Source organism: Ruegeria sp. H4, assembly GCF_056533065.1.
The window spans coordinates 143,712-159,368 of sequence record NZ_JBQFOC010000002.1; the positions used below are offsets into that span (position 1 = coordinate 143,712).

Annotated in this window: 17 protein-coding genes; 8 read left to right on the top strand and 9 right to left on the bottom strand. The window is 55.8% G+C overall.

The genetic code is table 11. From position 1 onward, the window contains the following. Positions 1 to 56 precede the first annotated feature (56 nt). The 4 genes from olsB to tsf all read left to right on the top strand — a co-directional run bounded on the left by olsB (position 57) and on the right by tsf (position 3,569). The gene (gene olsB, locus ACR0KG_RS12155; protein ID WP_480827421.1) at positions 57 to 812 is read left to right on the top strand and encodes an L-ornithine N(alpha)-acyltransferase; all 756 of its coding nucleotides are present in this window, start codon (positions 57 to 59) and stop codon (positions 810 to 812) included. After that, the gene (gene olsA, locus ACR0KG_RS12160; RefSeq protein ID WP_480827422.1) at positions 799 to 1,653 is read left to right on the top strand and encodes a lyso-ornithine lipid O-acyltransferase; all 855 of its coding nucleotides are present in this window, start codon (positions 799 to 801) and stop codon (positions 1,651 to 1,653) included. Before olsB ends, olsA begins: the two co-directional genes overlap by 14 nt. Before the next feature lie 166 nt (positions 1,654 to 1,819). Next, positions 1,820 to 2,617, top strand: a complete 798-nt coding sequence (gene rpsB / locus ACR0KG_RS12165; protein ID WP_480827423.1) for a 30S ribosomal protein S2 — start codon at positions 1,820 to 1,822, stop codon at positions 2,615 to 2,617. A 76-nt stretch (positions 2,618 to 2,693) separates the two neighbouring features. Then, positions 2,694 to 3,569 (top strand): translation elongation factor Ts, encoded by an 876-nt coding sequence (gene tsf, locus ACR0KG_RS12170; RefSeq protein WP_480827424.1) that lies wholly within the window; start codon positions 2,694 to 2,696, stop codon positions 3,567 to 3,569. Positions 3,570 to 3,907: 338 nt separating this feature from the next. Here tsf and ACR0KG_RS12175 read toward each other — a convergent pair whose 3' ends face one another. From ACR0KG_RS12175 to ACR0KG_RS12185, 3 genes are all read right to left on the bottom strand, one after another. Further along, a complete protein-coding gene (locus ACR0KG_RS12175) occupies positions 3,908 to 4,663 on the bottom strand; it encodes a helix-turn-helix transcriptional regulator (protein WP_480827425.1) in 756 nt (251 codons plus the stop codon). Continuing rightward, on the bottom strand, positions 4,660 to 5,109 hold the full coding sequence (gene aroQ / locus ACR0KG_RS12180; protein ID WP_480549220.1) for a type II 3-dehydroquinate dehydratase: 450 nt from the start codon (positions 5,107 to 5,109) through the stop codon (positions 4,660 to 4,662). The genes ACR0KG_RS12175 and aroQ overlap by 4 nt, the downstream gene beginning before the upstream one ends. A gap of 123 nt (positions 5,110 to 5,232) precedes the next feature. Continuing rightward, complete coding sequence (locus ACR0KG_RS12185) at positions 5,233 to 6,234, bottom strand: NADPH:quinone oxidoreductase family protein (RefSeq protein WP_480827426.1); 1,002 nt, start codon at positions 6,232 to 6,234, stop codon at positions 5,233 to 5,235. A gap of 123 nt (positions 6,235 to 6,357) precedes the next feature. Between ACR0KG_RS12185 and ACR0KG_RS12190 the strand changes: the two genes are divergently transcribed. Next, a complete protein-coding gene (locus ACR0KG_RS12190) occupies positions 6,358 to 7,176 on the top strand; it encodes an SDR family NAD(P)-dependent oxidoreductase (RefSeq protein ID WP_480541471.1) in 819 nt (272 codons plus the stop codon). Positions 7,177 to 7,189: 13 nt separating this feature from the next. After that, positions 7,190 to 8,218 carry a phosphotransferase family protein gene (locus ACR0KG_RS12195; RefSeq protein WP_480827427.1) on the top strand — a complete coding sequence of 343 codons (1,029 nt, stop codon included), beginning with the start codon at positions 7,190 to 7,192 and terminating at the stop codon, positions 8,216 to 8,218. 27 nt (positions 8,219 to 8,245) lie between these two features. Here the strand turns inward: ACR0KG_RS12195 and ACR0KG_RS12200 are convergent, their stop codons facing one another. Next, complete coding sequence (locus ACR0KG_RS12200; protein ID WP_480827428.1) at positions 8,246 to 8,851, bottom strand: DsbA family protein; 606 nt, start codon at positions 8,849 to 8,851, stop codon at positions 8,246 to 8,248. Between the two features lie 149 nt (positions 8,852 to 9,000). On the opposite strand from ACR0KG_RS12200, the gene ACR0KG_RS12205 reads away from it, so the two are divergent. Beyond that, positions 9,001 to 10,233 carry a serine hydrolase domain-containing protein gene (locus ACR0KG_RS12205; protein ID WP_480827429.1) on the top strand — a complete coding sequence of 411 codons (1,233 nt, stop codon included), beginning with the start codon at positions 9,001 to 9,003 and terminating at the stop codon, positions 10,231 to 10,233. Between the two features lie 49 nt (positions 10,234 to 10,282). Next, positions 10,283 to 11,146 carry an acyl-CoA thioesterase gene (locus tag ACR0KG_RS12210; RefSeq protein ID WP_480827430.1) on the top strand — a complete coding sequence of 288 codons (864 nt, stop codon included), beginning with the start codon at positions 10,283 to 10,285 and terminating at the stop codon, positions 11,144 to 11,146. On the opposite strand, the gene ACR0KG_RS12215 is transcribed toward ACR0KG_RS12210, so the two are convergent. The 5 genes from ACR0KG_RS12215 to pstB all read right to left on the bottom strand — a co-directional run bounded on the left by ACR0KG_RS12215 (position 11,143) and on the right by pstB (position 15,654). After that, positions 11,143 to 11,910 carry an SDR family oxidoreductase gene (locus ACR0KG_RS12215; protein ID WP_480549207.1) on the bottom strand — a complete coding sequence of 256 codons (768 nt, stop codon included), beginning with the start codon at positions 11,908 to 11,910 and terminating at the stop codon, positions 11,143 to 11,145. The two genes, ACR0KG_RS12210 and ACR0KG_RS12215, sit on opposite strands and share 4 nt — an antisense overlap. 156 nt (positions 11,911 to 12,066) lie before the next feature. Continuing rightward, a complete protein-coding gene (locus tag ACR0KG_RS12220; RefSeq protein ID WP_170536735.1) occupies positions 12,067 to 13,296 on the bottom strand; it encodes an acyl-CoA dehydrogenase in 1,230 nt (409 codons plus the stop codon). 131 nt (positions 13,297 to 13,427) lie between these two features. Further along, positions 13,428 to 14,117, bottom strand: a complete 690-nt coding sequence (gene phoB, locus ACR0KG_RS12225) for a phosphate regulon transcriptional regulator PhoB (RefSeq protein WP_170536733.1) — start codon at positions 14,115 to 14,117, stop codon at positions 13,428 to 13,430. A 12-nt stretch (positions 14,118 to 14,129) separates the two neighbouring features. After that, positions 14,130 to 14,831, bottom strand: coding sequence for a phosphate signaling complex protein PhoU (gene phoU / locus ACR0KG_RS12230; RefSeq protein WP_480541755.1), 702 nt, complete (start codon positions 14,829 to 14,831; stop codon positions 14,130 to 14,132). A 25-nt stretch (positions 14,832 to 14,856) separates the two neighbouring features. Then, the gene (pstB, locus tag ACR0KG_RS12235; protein ID WP_353007616.1) at positions 14,857 to 15,654 is read right to left on the bottom strand and encodes a phosphate ABC transporter ATP-binding protein PstB; all 798 of its coding nucleotides are present in this window, start codon (positions 15,652 to 15,654) and stop codon (positions 14,857 to 14,859) included. Positions 15,655 to 15,657: the final 3 nt, after the last annotated feature.

Genomic DNA, 15,657 nt, shown 5'->3' on the forward strand with positions numbered 1-15,657 from the left:
GTTGCGCCTGGTCGAAAGACTGCGGTATCAGCCCCTAAACGAGAACGGATCACCTTATGCCGGATACTGGCCCCACCTTTACAGTAAAGCTCGCCGAGACCGAGGCTGAGCTGCGCGCCGCACAAAAGCTGCGCTACGACGTCTTTGTGCGCGAATTGGGCGGTGGCGGAGAACTGGTCGATCACGAAGCGGGATTAGAGAAAGACAGGTTCGATCCCTATTTCGATCATATGCTGGCCTATGACGATGGTACCGGGGAAATTATCGGCGTTTACAGGATGTTGCCTGGGGAACGTGCGGTAGATATCGGGCAGTTTTATTCCGAGGATGAATATGACCTGAGCGTGCTCAAAGACAGCGGGCGCAGGTTGTTGGAACTGGGCCGATCCTGCCTGCACAAAGACTATCGCGGCGGCTCGGCGATGTATCATCTTTGGAACGGGCTGGCCGTCTATGTCGCCGAGCGCCGGATTGAGGTTCTGTTTGGTGTGGCCAGCTTTCACGGCACGGATGTGGCCGCCTTGGCCCAGCCCTTGGCGATGCTGCATCACAACCACCTTGCCCCGCCTGATCTGCGCGTGCGGGCGCAATCGGATGTGTTCCAATCCATGGATCTTGTCGCGCCTCAGGATCTGGATCGCCGCGCCGCAATGGTTCAGGTGCCCGCGCTGATCAAAGCCTATCTGCGGTTGGGCGGTTTTGTGGGCGAGGGGGCATTTATCGACCACAACTTTAACACGACGGATGTTTGCCTGATCCTCGACACCGCGCGCATGAATGAACGCCAAAGGCGCATCTATGGTGGAGCGTAACGCGGTGAGCGATCCCCTTTGGAACAGCGAAGACGCCCCGGACCCGATTGAGTTGGGGCCGGTTGGCTGGGTTCTGGTCCTGCTTCGCGGCGTGCCTTTGGCCATTCTGGTCTTTGGCGGGCTGATCATCTTGCTGCTGGTGCGCCTTGTTGAACGGCCCCTCTATGGTCTGCACCGCCCGGTCACACCGTACATCACCCAATTTGTCTGTCGCAACGCCTTTCGCATTCTTGGAATTACGTTCAGAACATCGGGGGATTTGATGCAGCATTGCGGGGCTGTTGTGGCCAACCATACCTCGTGGCTGGATATTTTTGCCCTCAATGCACGTAAGCGGATTTATTTTGTCTCAAAAGCCGAAGTGGCGCGCTGGCCCGGCATTGGCTGGCTGGCGCGTGCGACGGGCACGGTCTTTATTGAGCGGAACCCCAAAAAAGCAAAAGAACAGACCAAGATTTTCGAAGATCGGCTGAAAGCAGGACATAAGCTGTTGTTTTTTCCAGAAGGCACCTCGACCGATGGGTTGCGGGTTTTGCCATTTAAAACAACGCTTTTCGCCGCGTTCTTTACAGAAGAGTTGCGCGATTTCATGTATGTACAGCCCGTTACAGCGGTGTTCCACGCGCCAGATGGACAACCAGCCCGCTTTTATGGCTGGTGGGGAGATATGGAGTTCGGGCCGCATCTGCTCAAGACACTAGGTGCCCGGCGGCAGGGAGCGGTCGAGTTGATTTACCACGCACCAGCCAAGGTCAGCGACTTTGAAAACCGCAAAGCACTAGCGGCCTGGTGCGAGCAAGCCGTTCGTCACGCACACAGCTTGGCGCGGCTTGAAAAATAGGGACATTTGGCCCTTGCACTGCCCCAAAACCTGCCGTATACGCGCGCCATTCAAACCCGCAGGCGGGGTTTGGGCTATTTGAGGGAGACATCCTTATCTGGCCCGCCGGTTGGAGCATCCGCTTCTTTCACCCCCGCCAAGGCGTAAACCGGAAAAGGAAAATAGCATGGCTCTTCCCGAGTTCACCATGCGTCAGCTGTTGGAAGCTGGCGTTCACTTTGGTCACCAGACACAGCGTTGGAATCCCCGCATGGGCCCGTTCATCTACGGCTCGCGCAATGGCATCCACATCATGGACCTGACCCAGACCGTTCCGATGCTGGATCAGGCGCTGCAGGCTGTTCGTGACACCGTTGCAAAAGGCGGCCGTGTCCTGTTCGTTGGCACCAAGCGCCAGGCGGCTCAACCGATCGCTGAGGCAGCCGAAAAGTCGGCTCAGTATTTCATGAACCACCGCTGGCTGGGCGGCACGCTGACCAACTGGAAAACCGTTTCGCAGTCGATCAACCGTCTGAACCAGATCGACGAAGCCATGGAAACAGGCGCAGAAGGCCTGACCAAGAAAGAGCGTCTGGGCATGGAACGTGACCAGGCCAAGCTGCAAGCTTCGCTAGGCGGTATCCGCGAAATGGGTGGCGTTCCCGATCTGCTGTTCGTCATCGACGTCAAGAAAGAAGCACTGGCCATCGCCGAAGCCAACAAGCTGGGTATCCCGGTTGTGGCCGTGGTTGACACCAACTGCTCGCCCGATGGTGTGGATTACATCATCCCCGGCAACGACGACGCAGCGCGCGCCATCGCTCTGTATTGTGATCTGGCCGCACGCGCCGCTCTGGACGGTATGACCGCTCAGATGGGTGCCGCAGGCGTTGACCTGGGTGCGTTCGAAGAAGCACCGGTTGAAGAAGCCGTTGCCGAAGAAGCACCTGCAGAAGCCGAAGCAGAAACACCTGCCGAAGCGTAAGCTGCCCGTCACGTAAATGACATATGGGGCAGGGTAGACCTGCCCCAATTCCGTTTGAATTGAGGAGAGCCTAAAGATGGCAATCACAGCAGCAATGGTTAAAGAACTGCGCGACTCGACCGGCGCAGGCATGATGGACGCAAAAAAAGCGCTGACCGAAACCGGTGGCAACATGGACGAAGCCGTTGACTGGCTGCGCACCAAAGGTCTGGCCAAAGCGGCGAAGAAATCGGGCCGTACCGCAGCAGAAGGTCTGGTTGCTGTTCACGTCAACGGCGGCACCGGTGTTGCAGTCGAAGTGAACTCGGAGACCGACTTCGTTGCGAAGAACGCTGAATTCCAGGAAATGGTTGGCAAGATCGCTTACGCCGCAGAAGGTGTCGACAATGTCGAAGCGCTGCTGTCAGCTGATCTGGGTGGTAAGAACGTTGCAGACACACTGACTGACAAGATCGCCACCATCGGCGAGAACATGTCGGTGCGCCGCATGGCCAAACTGTCGGGCGACACTGTTGTGTCCTATGTCCACAACGCGGCCACCAACGGCATGGGCAAAATCGGTGTTCTGGTTGCTCTGACCGGTGGTGACGAGGCGATCGGCAAGCAAGTTGCGATGCACATCGCTGCTGTGAACCCGGCGGCTCTGTCCGAGGCGGACATGGATCCAGCTATCGTCGAGAAGGAAAAGCAGGTTCAGATGGATATCGCCCGCGAATCTGGCAAGCCGGAGCAGGTGATCGAAAAGATGATCATCGGCCGCATGAAGAAATTCGTCGCCGAATCGACTCTGCTGAACCAGCAGTTCGTTGTGAACCCTGATCTGACCGTCGAAGCGGCGGCCAAAGAGGCAGGCGCCACCATCACCGGCTTCATTCGTCTGGAAGTTGGCGAAGGCATCGTGGTCGAAAAAGAAGACTTCGCAGCCGAAGTCGCCAAGGCGGCTCAGGGCTAAAGCACTTCAAAGGCCCCGTTCTGGGGCCTTTTCAAAGCATCGAAACGGGTTGCGCGGTCGCAGCCCGTTTTTTTGTTTTCGTCAAACTGAGAATAGAATGGAGGGCCCCGCATGATGGGGATGGTCGAGGCCCCCCAAATTTCCGACCTAGAGACGCGGACAAATAGGCGCCCCTGTGTCAGAGTGATCAGAGAGCTTTGGTATTGCAAAGATCTGATCGAAGTGTTCCCTGGCTAAAGCCACCACTCACGGAACAAGACCAATTTGCAATTTTACCTACCAATTCGGAAGTCATGTTTTCCTTACCTAGGGTAAACCATCTTAAATACCCTTGGCGCTTAAGCTTCCATTAGGAACATCTGATTGTGCAGAGATGCCTTGAGAACGGCCTGTGCTGTGGTCTCAACAGACAGGGATTCGCGTGCAAGCCTCAGATGTTTTTCCACGGTTGCCGAGGTCAGCCCCATCAACAGCGCGATATCCTGCGTTGTTTTGCCATCGCCGACCCATTCCAACGCTTCGCGCTGCCGCTTTGTCAGAGCGCGGTTGGGCGGGTTGTAGGGCAGGGTCAGAATTTTCAGATGTGCCATATTGTTCATGAGCAATATGGCATCTCCGTGCTCCGCCCAGATCGCATCAACCTCTTCCTGGCTGATATCGCCCCGCGCAGATAGCGAAATCGCCCCTTTCGAGCGCAACGAGACCGAGTTGAAGCTGACCGTGTAGCCATTCACAACGCCCATCGATCTGTTGAAATCGATCACCCGCTTTTCTTCGGCGCTCATCTGCCCGGTGGACATCATCTGTTGGATCATCTGCCAACTGGCCGCGCCTTCATTGTCCAGCGCCCATTTGAGCATCGGGGCGTGGAAATACATCCCGCGCTGCAGAAAGCCATCCGTGTAGGCCGGATCATGGTTGGACAGGATTACAAAGTCTTCGGGATCGCCCAACGAGGTTTCGGTCCGATACTGCGTATAACCATAGATCAGCCGGTCAAAGCCAAACAGCGCCATTTGGCGGCAATGGGCGTCCCACAACTCTTCCAGCGTTTTGGCATAGCTCACAAAGTGCAGATACTCGTTTAGCTTCATCTGCCACCCGTTGCCCCAAGATGGGCCGCTATAGCGTCTAGCGCCAGAACGTAACTTTGCACACCAAATCCGCAGATTTGCCCCAGCGCGACTGGGGCAACAAAGGACTTATGACGAAACGCTTCACGGGCGTGAATATTCGACAGATGCACTTCGACCAGCGGCAACCCGACGGACGAGATCGCATCCATCAGCGCCACGGATGTATGCGTATAGCCGCCCGCATTCAGGATCAGCCCATGCTGTGTTTCGCGCGCTGCGTGAATGGCATCGATTAAGGCGCCTTCGTGGTTCGACTGAAAATGGGTTACGGTCAGACCAAGCTTAGCGCCATGGTCAACACACAGATCCTCGACCATCTGCAATGTGGTGCTGCCATAAACCTCCGGCTGGCGGGTGCCAAGCAGGTTCAGGTTCGGACCATTCAAAACCAGAATGTTCGTCATGTCTTTTTATTCCCCATCACTGGTTCATAGCCACGATTAGCCTGAGTTGTCTACTGCGCTTTGTTGCACAGTGATACAATGCCTGCCGGCTGCAGAACCGTCTTTCACGCCATTCTGTGACCCTCAGGTCGCGCCCGGTGTGATGACCAGTTTGCCCAACACGGAACGATCCGCCATTAGCTTCAACGCATCGGCAGCCTGATTCAGGGGGAACTGCGCGCTGATGCGGGGTTTGATTTGACCCTTTGCATAGAGTGTAAATAGCTCTGCAACATTCTGCGCATGACCCTGAGGATCACGGTACACCGACGCGCCCCAAAAGACGCCAACGATCTGGCACCCTTTGAGCAAAGGTAGGTTCAGCGGAAGGTTGGGGATGCCAGCAGGGAACCCCACCACCAGAAAACGCCCGTTCCACGCCATGCTGCGCAACGCGGGTTCGGCAAACGACCCGCCGACGGCATCATAGACAACATCCACGCCATTGGGACCGGCCAGCGCTTTGATCTGGCCCGAGAACGCCTTTTGGGCGTCTTTGTCCATCTCGCGCGGATAGACGATCGTTTCATCCGCACCAATCTGTTTGCAAAATACGGCCTTGTCCTCGGATGACACGGCGGCGATCACCCGCGCACCCATAGCTTTGCTCAGCTCAATCGCGGCAGAGCCGACACCACCCGCGGCCCCCAAGATAAGTATGGTTTCACCGGCTTGAAGCAATGCCCGGTCCTTGAGCGCGTGGTATGAGGTGCCATAGGTGAAAATGAAACAAGCCGCGTCCTCATAGGGCATACCATCCGGAAACTTGATGGCAGTGGCGGCCTTGATCGTCAGGTGGGTCGCAAACCCGCCATAACCCGTCAGCGCCAGCACCCGATCACCAGGTTCAAACCCTGTTACGCCCTCTCCGATGGCCAGAACCTCTCCGGCGATTTCTCCGCCGGGGGCAAAGGGGCGCGGTGGTTTCATCTGATAGAGGTCACGAATGATCAGCGTATCCGGGAAATTCACCCCGGCCGCCTTCACAGCAATCAACAGCTCGCCCTTGCCGGGCGATGGATCGGGCAGGGTGGTCAGTTCCAAAGTCTCTGGCCCACCGGGGGCGACGCTGAGTAATGCTTGCATGTTGACCCTGTTGTCCCTGTTATTCTGGTATCGGAAACTTTTGAGGCTGGGTTATGTATTGTCAACGGCCACCTCTGGTTCCCGTCACGGCAACCGCCACCACGTGTAAGTCAGGAGACACCCATGACCCCCGAAACCCTTTTTTCACTTCAGGGTAAAACCGCGCTGGTCACAGGCGGGGCCACTGGAATTGGCCGCATGGCTGCCGAAGCACTGGTGCGGGCCGGGGCCTATGTGATGATCGCCTCACGCAAGGGTGAGGCCTGCGCTGCGGTCGCTGAAGAACTCAACGCGCTGGATGCGCCGGGAAGCGCGGTCGGGTTTGCGGGCGACCTGGGCAGCAAAGAGGGGATCGAGGCACTTGTTTCCGACATCAACGCGCGGACCGAGACACTTGATATTCTTATGAATAATTCTGGTGTCAGCTGGGGTGCGCCGATGGGTCAGTTCCCCTATGAGGCCTGGGATAAGGTGATGTCTGTCAACGTGACGGGCATTTTCGAACTGACGCAGAGACTGCTGCCGTTGCTGATGAAGTCTGGAACGGCCGAAGATCCAGCACGCGTCATCAATGTTGGCTCGGTGATGGGTGAAGTTCCCATGGGCGACGGCGCCTACAGCTATTCCGCGTCGAAGGCGGCGGTGCTTCATCTGACCAAAATCCTGGCCAAAGAGCTGTCGCCCTATCATGTCACTGTCAACGCGCTGGCCCCGGGGCCGTTTGTATCGCGGATGACCGCTTTTGCGACTGCGGATGAGGATACGCGCGATAGGGTTGGTAAATCCGTGCCATTAGGGCGTGTAGGTCGGGATGAGGATATTGCGGGCTGTATGCTGTTCCTGTGTGGTCGTGGCGGAGGATACGTAACAGGTGCAGTCATTCCGGTGTCGGGCGGTATTAACGTTGTAACCGCTCCGAATATCTTTGCCGAAGCTCTTTAGGCGAGGATAGGACATGACAACCAACACGGATTTGGACCTGGCTGCCATCGACGCCTATCTGTCAGCGCATCTGACAGGCTATAGCGGCCCGCTCGAAGCCCGAAAATTTGCGATTGGGCAATCTAACCCGACCTATGAACTGCGCACGCCTACAAGGTCTTATGTGCTGCGTCGCAAACCGCCCGGGGTGCTTCTGAAATCAGCCCACGCCGTAGATCGCGAATTTCGCGTGCAAAGTGCACTGTCGGATAGTGCCGTTCCGGTGCCCAAAATGCTGCTGCTGTGCGAGGATGACTCGGTTATCGGATCCGCCTTCTACGTGATGGAGCATCTGCGGGGGCGCGTCTTCCTGCAACCCACGCTGGAAGGGGAAAACAATCAGGTTCGTAGCGCTTTGCTGGATGAAATGAACCGCGTTCTGGCAGAGCTTCATATGGTGGATATCGATGCCGTAGGCCTGTCAGACTATGGGCCAACCGGCAATTACTTTGAGCGCCAGATATCCCGATGGACCAAGCAGTATCGCGCCTCTGAAACCACTGATATTGCTGATATGAACGCGCTTATCGAAGCGCTCGCCTCTGTGATCCCTGATGATGACGGGCAGCGCACGCTTGTGCATGGGGACTACCGCATCGACAACCTAATGTTTGCTGCAGATGGGACCAGCTGTATCGGCGTTCTGGATTGGGAATTGTCCACAATCGGCCACCCCTACGCCGATCTGGCCGCAGTGATCATGCAATGGCAGATGCCACCCGGCAAAGAAGGGCGCGGGCTGGCTGGTATAAATCGGGATCAGCTCGGCTTGCCCAGCGACGCTGCCTTTATTGCGAAGTATTGTGCACTGCGCGGGTTGCCGAGGATTGACAACTTCGGCTTCTACCTGGCGTTCAACTTCTTCCGAATGGCAGGAATCCTACAAGGTGTCTACAAACGCGCGCTGGATGGGAACGCCTCGGACCCGAAACGAGCGCAGGCGTTCGGGGCCTATGTCCCCGTTTTTGCGCAACATGGTTTGGCTGCACTTGAACAGGATTAATATATTGCGATAGAGCTTTGTTTTGGATCACTTATGTAGCGCAAGTTCCAGATCCAGATTGCCCAGACTGTTCTTTCCAAAGAACATCTCAGTCCCTGCAAACATGCTAGGCACGCCAAAGACGCCGCGCCTGACCATGGCTTTGGTTTGTTCTTTTAGCAGCTGCTTGGTTTCCGGAGCGGCAATCGCCTCGCGGATTTTACGAACGGGCAGTTCTGCTTCACGCAGAATGTCGGTCAATACGCCAAGCTCCTCGATCTTCTGACCATGCACCCAGATCGCATCAAAAACGGCATTTATATATTTGTTTTCCCAAGATTTCCCCGATGCATAGTATGCGCCGCGCATAGCGAATTTGCTATTGATCGGGAAATGCGGACTCATGTGGAAACTCACACCACGCCGCCGGGCAAAGCGGTGCAGATCGTGGGTCAAATAGGCCGTTTTTTGACGATTTTCGGAAAACGCCTCGAACGGGCTCTGGTTGTTGGTAGATTTGAACACACCGGACAACAGCACCGGGATTGGGTTGATCTTCGCCTTGTGCTTTTTGGCAAGTTCCGGCAGCATCTTATATGCAAGAAACGCGTTTGGGCTGCTGAAATCGTAAACGAAATCTATAGTTTGCGCCATGTTGATACTCCAATCCGGGGTGTCAGCAGATTTTAGAACCGGCACGCAACGAATCCGCGACAAGGGTCGTTTTTCAGTGGCAACAATCGCGTATGGCTTTGGTAAAGCAAAGCGTATTTTTCTGACATAAGCAGGATCAGGCAGGTTCTATGACACAATCCACTGCAAGTTTTGATCATGATCGGCTGAACCGCATACGTGTCTGGATGGAACGCTATGTCACCCAGCGCAGATATGCCGGAAGCGCCTTTCTGCTGCATCACCAAGGCGCCGAGGTGTTTTTTCATGTCTGTGGTCAGCGCAGCGTTGAAAACAACCTGCCATTCCAACGCGATACTCTGGCGCGGATTTATTCGATGACTAAGCCCATAACTTCGGTTGGATTGATGATGCTGGTCGAACAGGGTTTGATCCACCTTGATTCGCCGTTGTCTGAATTTATACCCGAATTCAATGATATACAGGCCCTTGTTCCCGGTGCCACCCGTTTGGATCAAACCGAAACAGCAACCAGTCCGACGCTGCATCACCTGCTGACGCATACAAGTGGTCTGAGCTACCCGTTCAATCCCGGCCTTTTGCCTGAGGCTATGGAACAGCAGGATTTGCTGTTCAAACCCAATCAGGGCCCGTTGGCGGATCGGATCCATGATTTGACGCGCTTGCCATTGGCGTTTCAACCCGGTGCGCGCTGGGAGTATTCCGTCAGCATCGACGTTCTGGGGCGCGTGATCGAAATTGTCTCGGGCCAGCCGTTGGATCAATATTTCGACCAACAGATCTTTGCGCCTCTGGGCATGTGGGAAACTGGTTTTTCCGTGTCCAAAGGGGTAGGGGATCGCTTTGCGTCTCTTTATTCTCCCTTGTCGGGTGATGCGATGGCGCTGAACTCAGCCGAACGGGGCAGCGATACACTTCGGCTGGTGGATGAGGCCGGGTCGTCCCCCTTCGAAAACACCTCAACTTTCTCGGGTGGTGGCGGATTGATCGGCACCATCGATGATTATGCCAAATTCGTCGGAATGCTGCGCAATCGAGGGACAGCCAACGGGCATAGAATTCTGGGGCCCAGAACCGTAGACTTTATGCTTTGCAATCACTTACCCGGCGATATTGCATCAATGGGGCCCAGCAGTTTTGCCGAACAACCGATGGAGGGGATGGGCTTTGGCCTCGGTGGATCCGTGGTTCTGAACCCTTCAAGGATGCGCGTGCCCGGCTCGGTTGGCGATTTCAGTTGGGGCGGCATGGCCTCAACCTATTTCTGGCTGGATCGAGAAAACGATCTGAGCGGTATCTTTTTTACTCAGTTGTCCCCCTCGAGTTCTTATCCGTCACGCGCCGAGTTAAAGGCGCTGGTACTAGGCGCGGTGATTGATTGATCCGAACGCGACTGATAGGCGGACATCTGTCACACTCAGAGAGCAGAATATGACCGAAGCAGAACGCATTCTTCTTGATCTTTTGGATGTTGAACGTCTGGAAGTTGATCTGTTCCGGGGCACGGGGTCCGGTGGTGAAACACCAACGCGTATCTTCGGCGGGCAAGTGATCGCACAGGCACTGGCTTCGGCCTATAGAACAGTCGAAGATCGGTTATGTCATTCGCTACACGCCTATTTCATCCGCCCGGGTGATCCATCGATACCCGTTATATATCAGGTGGATAGAGCGAGAGATGGAAGTTCCTTCACAACCCGCCGTGTGGTCGCAATTCAGCATGGAAAACAGATTTTAAACATGTCCGCCTCGTTCCATGTTCAGGATGAAGGCTGGGCGCATCAACATCCAATGCCGGATCTGGATGCGCCAGAAAGCTATCCCGCGCGGTCCGATTTGCGCCATCAATATTTGGAGCGCGTTCCCGAGAAACTGCGCGTTGAATTGCTGCGTGAACGTCCCATCGAGGTGCGTGAGGTGGATCACCTTGATCCGTTTAACCCCGTGGCCGCTGACGACCGCAATCAAATCTGGTTCCGGATGGGGGCCGCGGAAACTGCAGACGCGCGCACTCAGCACCTGTTGCTGGCATATGCCTCGGATATGAGCTTGCTGAGTTCTGGCATGCGTCCACACGGGCTCAGCTGGTTTACTGGTCAGGTTAACGGTGCGAGCCTCGATCACGCGCTATGGTTCCATGCTCCAGTGCAGTTCGACAATTGGCATCTTTACGCGATGGATTCGCCGTGGACAGGGCAGGGCCGGTCATTCAACCGGGGCTCTATTTACACACAGGACGGCGTTTTGGTCGCTTCTGTTGCCCAAGAAGGTTTGATGCGTAAACCGAAGACTTAAGTACCTTCCACAAAGGTTTGATTTAGCTTGCGCATTCCAGCCAACCAGCGATCGTAATCTGCCGTTTTGTGTCGCATATAGTCTAGCACCTGAGGGTGCGGCAGAACAAGAAACTGCTCAGCCCGAATGGCCTCAACGCAGGCGTCTGCAACGTCCTCGGGTTCGAGCATTCCATCGATGGAAGCGACCGAGATCTCGTGTCCGCGTGTCATCTCGGACCGAACGGCTTGAGGACATAACGCAGACACACGCAAGCCTTTGTGGCCGTAGGTCAGCGACAACCATTCGGCAAATCCAACAGCTGCGTGTTTCGTGACGCCATATGGCGCGGCTCCTGGCTGGTTCAGTAAACCAGCAGCAGATGCGGTGATCAGCATGTAACCCTGACCGCGCTCAAGCATTTTGGGCACAAGATGGCGTGCGGCCCAGACATGAGACATTACGTTAATGTCCCAGATGCGGTTCCAGTCTTCATCTGGCACATCCAAACCGCCAAGCGTCAGTATTCCTGCATTGGCGCAAAACAGATCGATCGGCGCGATCTCAGCTTCGACGTAGTCGATCAGAGCCTTGATCTGAGCTTCGCTGGACACGTCGCAGGGATAAGCATGACCACCAATGCGATTGGCGAGATCCTGTGCTGCCTGTAGATCGACGTCAGAACATATAACCGTAGCGCCATCATGGGCGAACCGTTCTGCAAGACCTTTGCCAATCCCGCCAGCGGCGCCGGTAATTACGACGGTTTTTCCATTCAGTTCCATTTAGCTGTCTCAAGTTGGATAAAGTTGATTTAGTAAGCTGTTGTTTTCTGGCGTTATGCTAGATTTAATATTTACCATAATACCAATTATGCGAATTATTATTTGCAGGGAACTAGGCCACCTGCTGAACGCGTGATGGCCCAATTCAGCACGATCTCAATAGAACGCCTGTAACCCGGTTTGCGCACGTCCAAGGATCAACGCGTGGACATCATGTGTGCCCTCATAGGTGTTCACGGTTTCCAGATTGACCATGTGGCGGATCACGTGGAATTCAAGCGAGATACCGTTGCCGCCATGCATGTCACGCGCCATGCGCGCAATATCGAGCGCTTTACCGCAGTTATTGCGTTTGACGATTGAGATCATTTCAGGCGCGGCCTCGGCCTGGTCCAACAAACGCCCAACACGCAGGCTTGCTTGCAGACCCAATGCAATTTCGGTCTGCATATCGGCCAGTTTGCGCTGGAACAGCTGAGTTTGCGCCAGAGGTTTGTCGAACTGCTTGCGGTCCAGACCGTATTGCAACGCTGCATGCCAGCAGCTTTCTGCAGCCCCCATGACGCCCCAGCTGATGCCATAGCGCGCACGGTTCAAACAGCCAAACGGGCCTTTCAGGCCTTGAACATGCGGCAGCAAGGCACCCTCGCCCACTTCAACGCCATCCATCACAATCTCGCCGGTGACTGACGCACGCAGGCTCAGCTTGTTTTCAATCTTCGGCGCGCTGAGACCTTTGAGGCCTTTGTCCAGAACAAAGCCCCGGATTTTACCATCATGGGCATCAGATTTGGCCCAAACGACAAACACATCAGCTATCGGGGCGTTTGATATCCACATCTTGCTACCGGTCAAACGGTAGCCGCCATCGATCTTCTCAGCCCGTGTTTTCATACCCGCCGGGTCCGACCCAGCATCCGGTTCGGTCAGGCCAAAGCAGCCAATCCATTCACCCGAGGCCAATTTCGGCAGGTATTTCCGGCGTTGATCTTCGCTGCCATAGGCGTAGATCGGATACATGACCAGAGAGCTTTGCACCGACATCATCGAACGATAACCGGAATCCACCCGCTCAATCTCGCGCGCGACCAAACCGTACGAGACGTAGTTGCCACCCAGACCGCCATATTCTTCGGGAATGGTTGTGCCCAGCAGGCCCATTTCCCCCATTTCACGGAAAATCTCGGGGTCAGTTTCTTCGTTCTGATAGGCTTGGGTCACACGCGGTTGCAGCTTTTCCTGCGCATAAGCGCGTGCGCTGTCAGTGATCATCCGTTCGTCTTCGTGCAACTGGTCGGTCAGGCGGAACGGATCCTCCCACGAAAATTTACCCAAATCTGGGGCATCTTTTGCCCGCAAGGTCGGTTTCGTCTGAGGCGCGTTCATTGTGCTTCTCCGTTGGATCAATTTTGCCGAACCCTAGCGCGGGTCCGACGCAAACAACAACAGGAGTTTGGCACATTGCGACAATCAAAGACAAAGCGGCGTGAACGACCCCGCGCCCCCTGCCCTTGGCATTAGCCCAAGGCGTATCCGGCGCCACGTACGGTGCGCACCGGGTCTTCGCCCCCATGCTGCGTCAATGCTTTGCGTAGCCGTCCGATATGCACGTCTACGGTGCGCGTATCGACATAGATATCGCGCCCCCAGACCCGATCCAGCAATTGCTCACGGCTCCAGACGCGGCCGGGCTTTTCCATGAAAGTGCTTAGCAGGCGGAATTCGGTCGGGCCCAGTTTCAGCGGTTTGCTATCGCGGCTGACCTTATGCGTTTCCGAATCCAGGATGATATCGTCAAATTCCAACAGAATCCCGACCGTCGCCGGACGTACACGGCGCAGTTGGGTGCGCACGCGCGCCATCAGCTCGACCACCGAATACGGCTTGACCACATAGTCATCCGCACCTGTTTCCAGCCCGCGCACCTTATCCACCTCTTCCGAGCGGGCCGACAGCATGATGATCGGGATCGAACGCGTATCGGGCCGCGTTTTCAAACGCCGGCAAACCTCAATCCCGCTGAGATTGGGCATCATCCAATCCAGCACGATGATATCCGGGCAATCTTCGTCGACCAGCAACAGTGCTTCATCGCCGCTGGCCGCTTTGGAAACCCGAAAGCCTTCGGCCTCAAGATTATAGGCCAGCACTTCACGCTGGGCCAATTCATCCTCGACAACCAGGACAGTCGGCTGATCTGCGGACATGGTCTGCGTCTCCTAGACGGTTTGCGACGTGTTATCGGCCTTGGGCCGCGCCTCGGCCGGGCGTTCACCCGTGACCAGATAGACCACCTGCTCGGCAATCGAGGTTACATGGTCGCCCATGCGTTCGATGTTCTTGGCAATGAAATGCAGGTGCATACAGGCCGAGATGTTGCGCGGGTCCTCGGCCATGAAGGTCAGAAACTCGCGGAACAAGCCGTTATACATCTGATCGACCTCCTCATCGCGATTGATGACGTCAGTGGCAAGTTCAGCATCGCGCTGAATATAAGCATCCAGCGCATCACGCAGCATCAGTTCAACCTCGCGCGCCATGCGGCGCAATGCGGCGGCACTACCGTTGATCTCGCCCGCATCCACCAGAACCGTGGTGCGTTTGGCGATATTCTTGGCATAGTCGCCAATCCGCTCAAGGTTGCCCGACACTTTCAGTACCGACAGCACAAGGCGAAGGTCACTGGCAGTTGGCGCGCGCAGCGCGATCAAGCGCGCTGTCTCTTCGTCGATCACCTCTTCCAGCGCATCGATGGCCTTGTCGCCATCGCGCACTTCTTCCGCCAGTTCTACGTCGCGTGATTCAAGGGACCGGGCCGCGCTCATAATGGCCGCTTCAACCAGCCCGCCCATCTTCATGATATGCGCTTGGATCGCCTCAAGGTCGCGGTCGAAAGCAGATGCAATATGTTGTTCGCTCATTTCGGTCATATCTGAATACCTGTGCTCAGCCGATGCGGCCGGTGATGTAGCTTTCCGTGCGCGGGTCTACGGGATTGGTAAAGATCGTTCCGGTTTCGCCAAATTCGACCAGATTGCCGAGATGGAAAAAGGCGGTTTTCTGGCTGACCCGTGCGGCCTGCTGCATCGAGTGGGTCACGATGACCACTGAATATTGCGCGCGCAGCTCGTCAATCAATTCCTCGACCTGGGCCGTGGCGATCGGATCCAGTGCCGAGCATGGCTCATCCATCAGCAGAACTTCGGGTTCTGTTGCAACGGCGCGGGCAATACACAGGCGCTGCTGCTGCCCACCTGACAGACCGGTGCCGGGCGAATCCAGACGATCCTTGACCTCATCCCAAATTGCACCTCGGCGAAGGGATTTCTCAACGATTTCGTCCAGTTCAGCTTTGTTCTTGGCCAGGCCATGAATACGTGGGCCGTAAGCGACGTTGTCGTAGATCGATTTCGGAAACGGGTTCGGTTTCTGGAACACCATGCCGACCTTGGCGCGCAGTTGCACAGGGTCAACGCGCTTGTCATAGATATCTTCGCCATCCAGCTTAAAGCTGCCCTTCACCCGCGCGATATCGATTGTATCGTTCATCCGATTCAGACAGCGCAGGAACGTGGATTTACCGCAGCCCGACGGGCCGATGAAAGCCGTGACAGTCTTATCTTCGATATCGACATTCACATCTTTGATGGCGTGGGTGTCACCGTAAAAGACCTGGCAGTCCCGGCACTCCAGCTTGATTTCATTGGTATCCACTTGTCTCTCCACTCGTGACATGTCGTTCATGGG

Coding starts and splice junctions, on each gene's coding strand:
- olsB (WP_480827421.1), top strand. CDS start 57: ATGCCGGATACTGGCCCCACCTTTACAGTAAAGCTCGCCGAGACCGAG.
- olsA (WP_480827422.1), top strand. CDS start 799: ATGGTGGAGCGTAACGCGGTGAGCGATCCCCTTTGGAACAGCGAAGAC.
- rpsB (WP_480827423.1), top strand. CDS start 1,820: ATGGCTCTTCCCGAGTTCACCATGCGTCAGCTGTTGGAAGCTGGCGTT.
- tsf (WP_480827424.1), top strand. CDS start 2,694: ATGGCAATCACAGCAGCAATGGTTAAAGAACTGCGCGACTCGACCGGC.
- ACR0KG_RS12175 (WP_480827425.1), bottom strand. CDS start 4,663: ATGAAGCTAAACGAGTATCTGCACTTTGTGAGCTATGCCAAAACGCTG.
- aroQ (WP_480549220.1), bottom strand. CDS start 5,109: ATGACGAACATTCTGGTTTTGAATGGTCCGAACCTGAACCTGCTTGGC.
- ACR0KG_RS12185 (WP_480827426.1), bottom strand. CDS start 6,234: ATGCAAGCATTACTCAGCGTCGCCCCCGGTGGGCCAGAGACTTTGGAA.
- ACR0KG_RS12190 (WP_480541471.1), top strand. CDS start 6,358: ATGACCCCCGAAACCCTTTTTTCACTTCAGGGTAAAACCGCGCTGGTC.
- ACR0KG_RS12195 (WP_480827427.1), top strand. CDS start 7,190: ATGACAACCAACACGGATTTGGACCTGGCTGCCATCGACGCCTATCTG.
- ACR0KG_RS12200 (WP_480827428.1), bottom strand. CDS start 8,851: ATGGCGCAAACTATAGATTTCGTTTACGATTTCAGCAGCCCAAACGCG.
- ACR0KG_RS12205 (WP_480827429.1), top strand. CDS start 9,001: ATGACACAATCCACTGCAAGTTTTGATCATGATCGGCTGAACCGCATA.
- ACR0KG_RS12210 (WP_480827430.1), top strand. CDS start 10,283: ATGACCGAAGCAGAACGCATTCTTCTTGATCTTTTGGATGTTGAACGT.
- ACR0KG_RS12215 (WP_480549207.1), bottom strand. CDS start 11,910: ATGGAACTGAATGGAAAAACCGTCGTAATTACCGGCGCCGCTGGCGGG.
- ACR0KG_RS12220 (WP_170536735.1), bottom strand. CDS start 13,296: ATGAACGCGCCTCAGACGAAACCGACCTTGCGGGCAAAAGATGCCCCA.
- phoB (WP_170536733.1), bottom strand. CDS start 14,117: ATGTCCGCAGATCAGCCGACTGTCCTGGTTGTCGAGGATGAATTGGCC.
- phoU (WP_480541755.1), bottom strand. CDS start 14,831: ATGAGCGAACAACATATTGCATCTGCTTTCGACCGCGACCTTGAGGCG.
- pstB (WP_353007616.1), bottom strand. CDS start 15,654: ATGAACGACATGTCACGAGTGGAGAGACAAGTGGATACCAATGAAATC.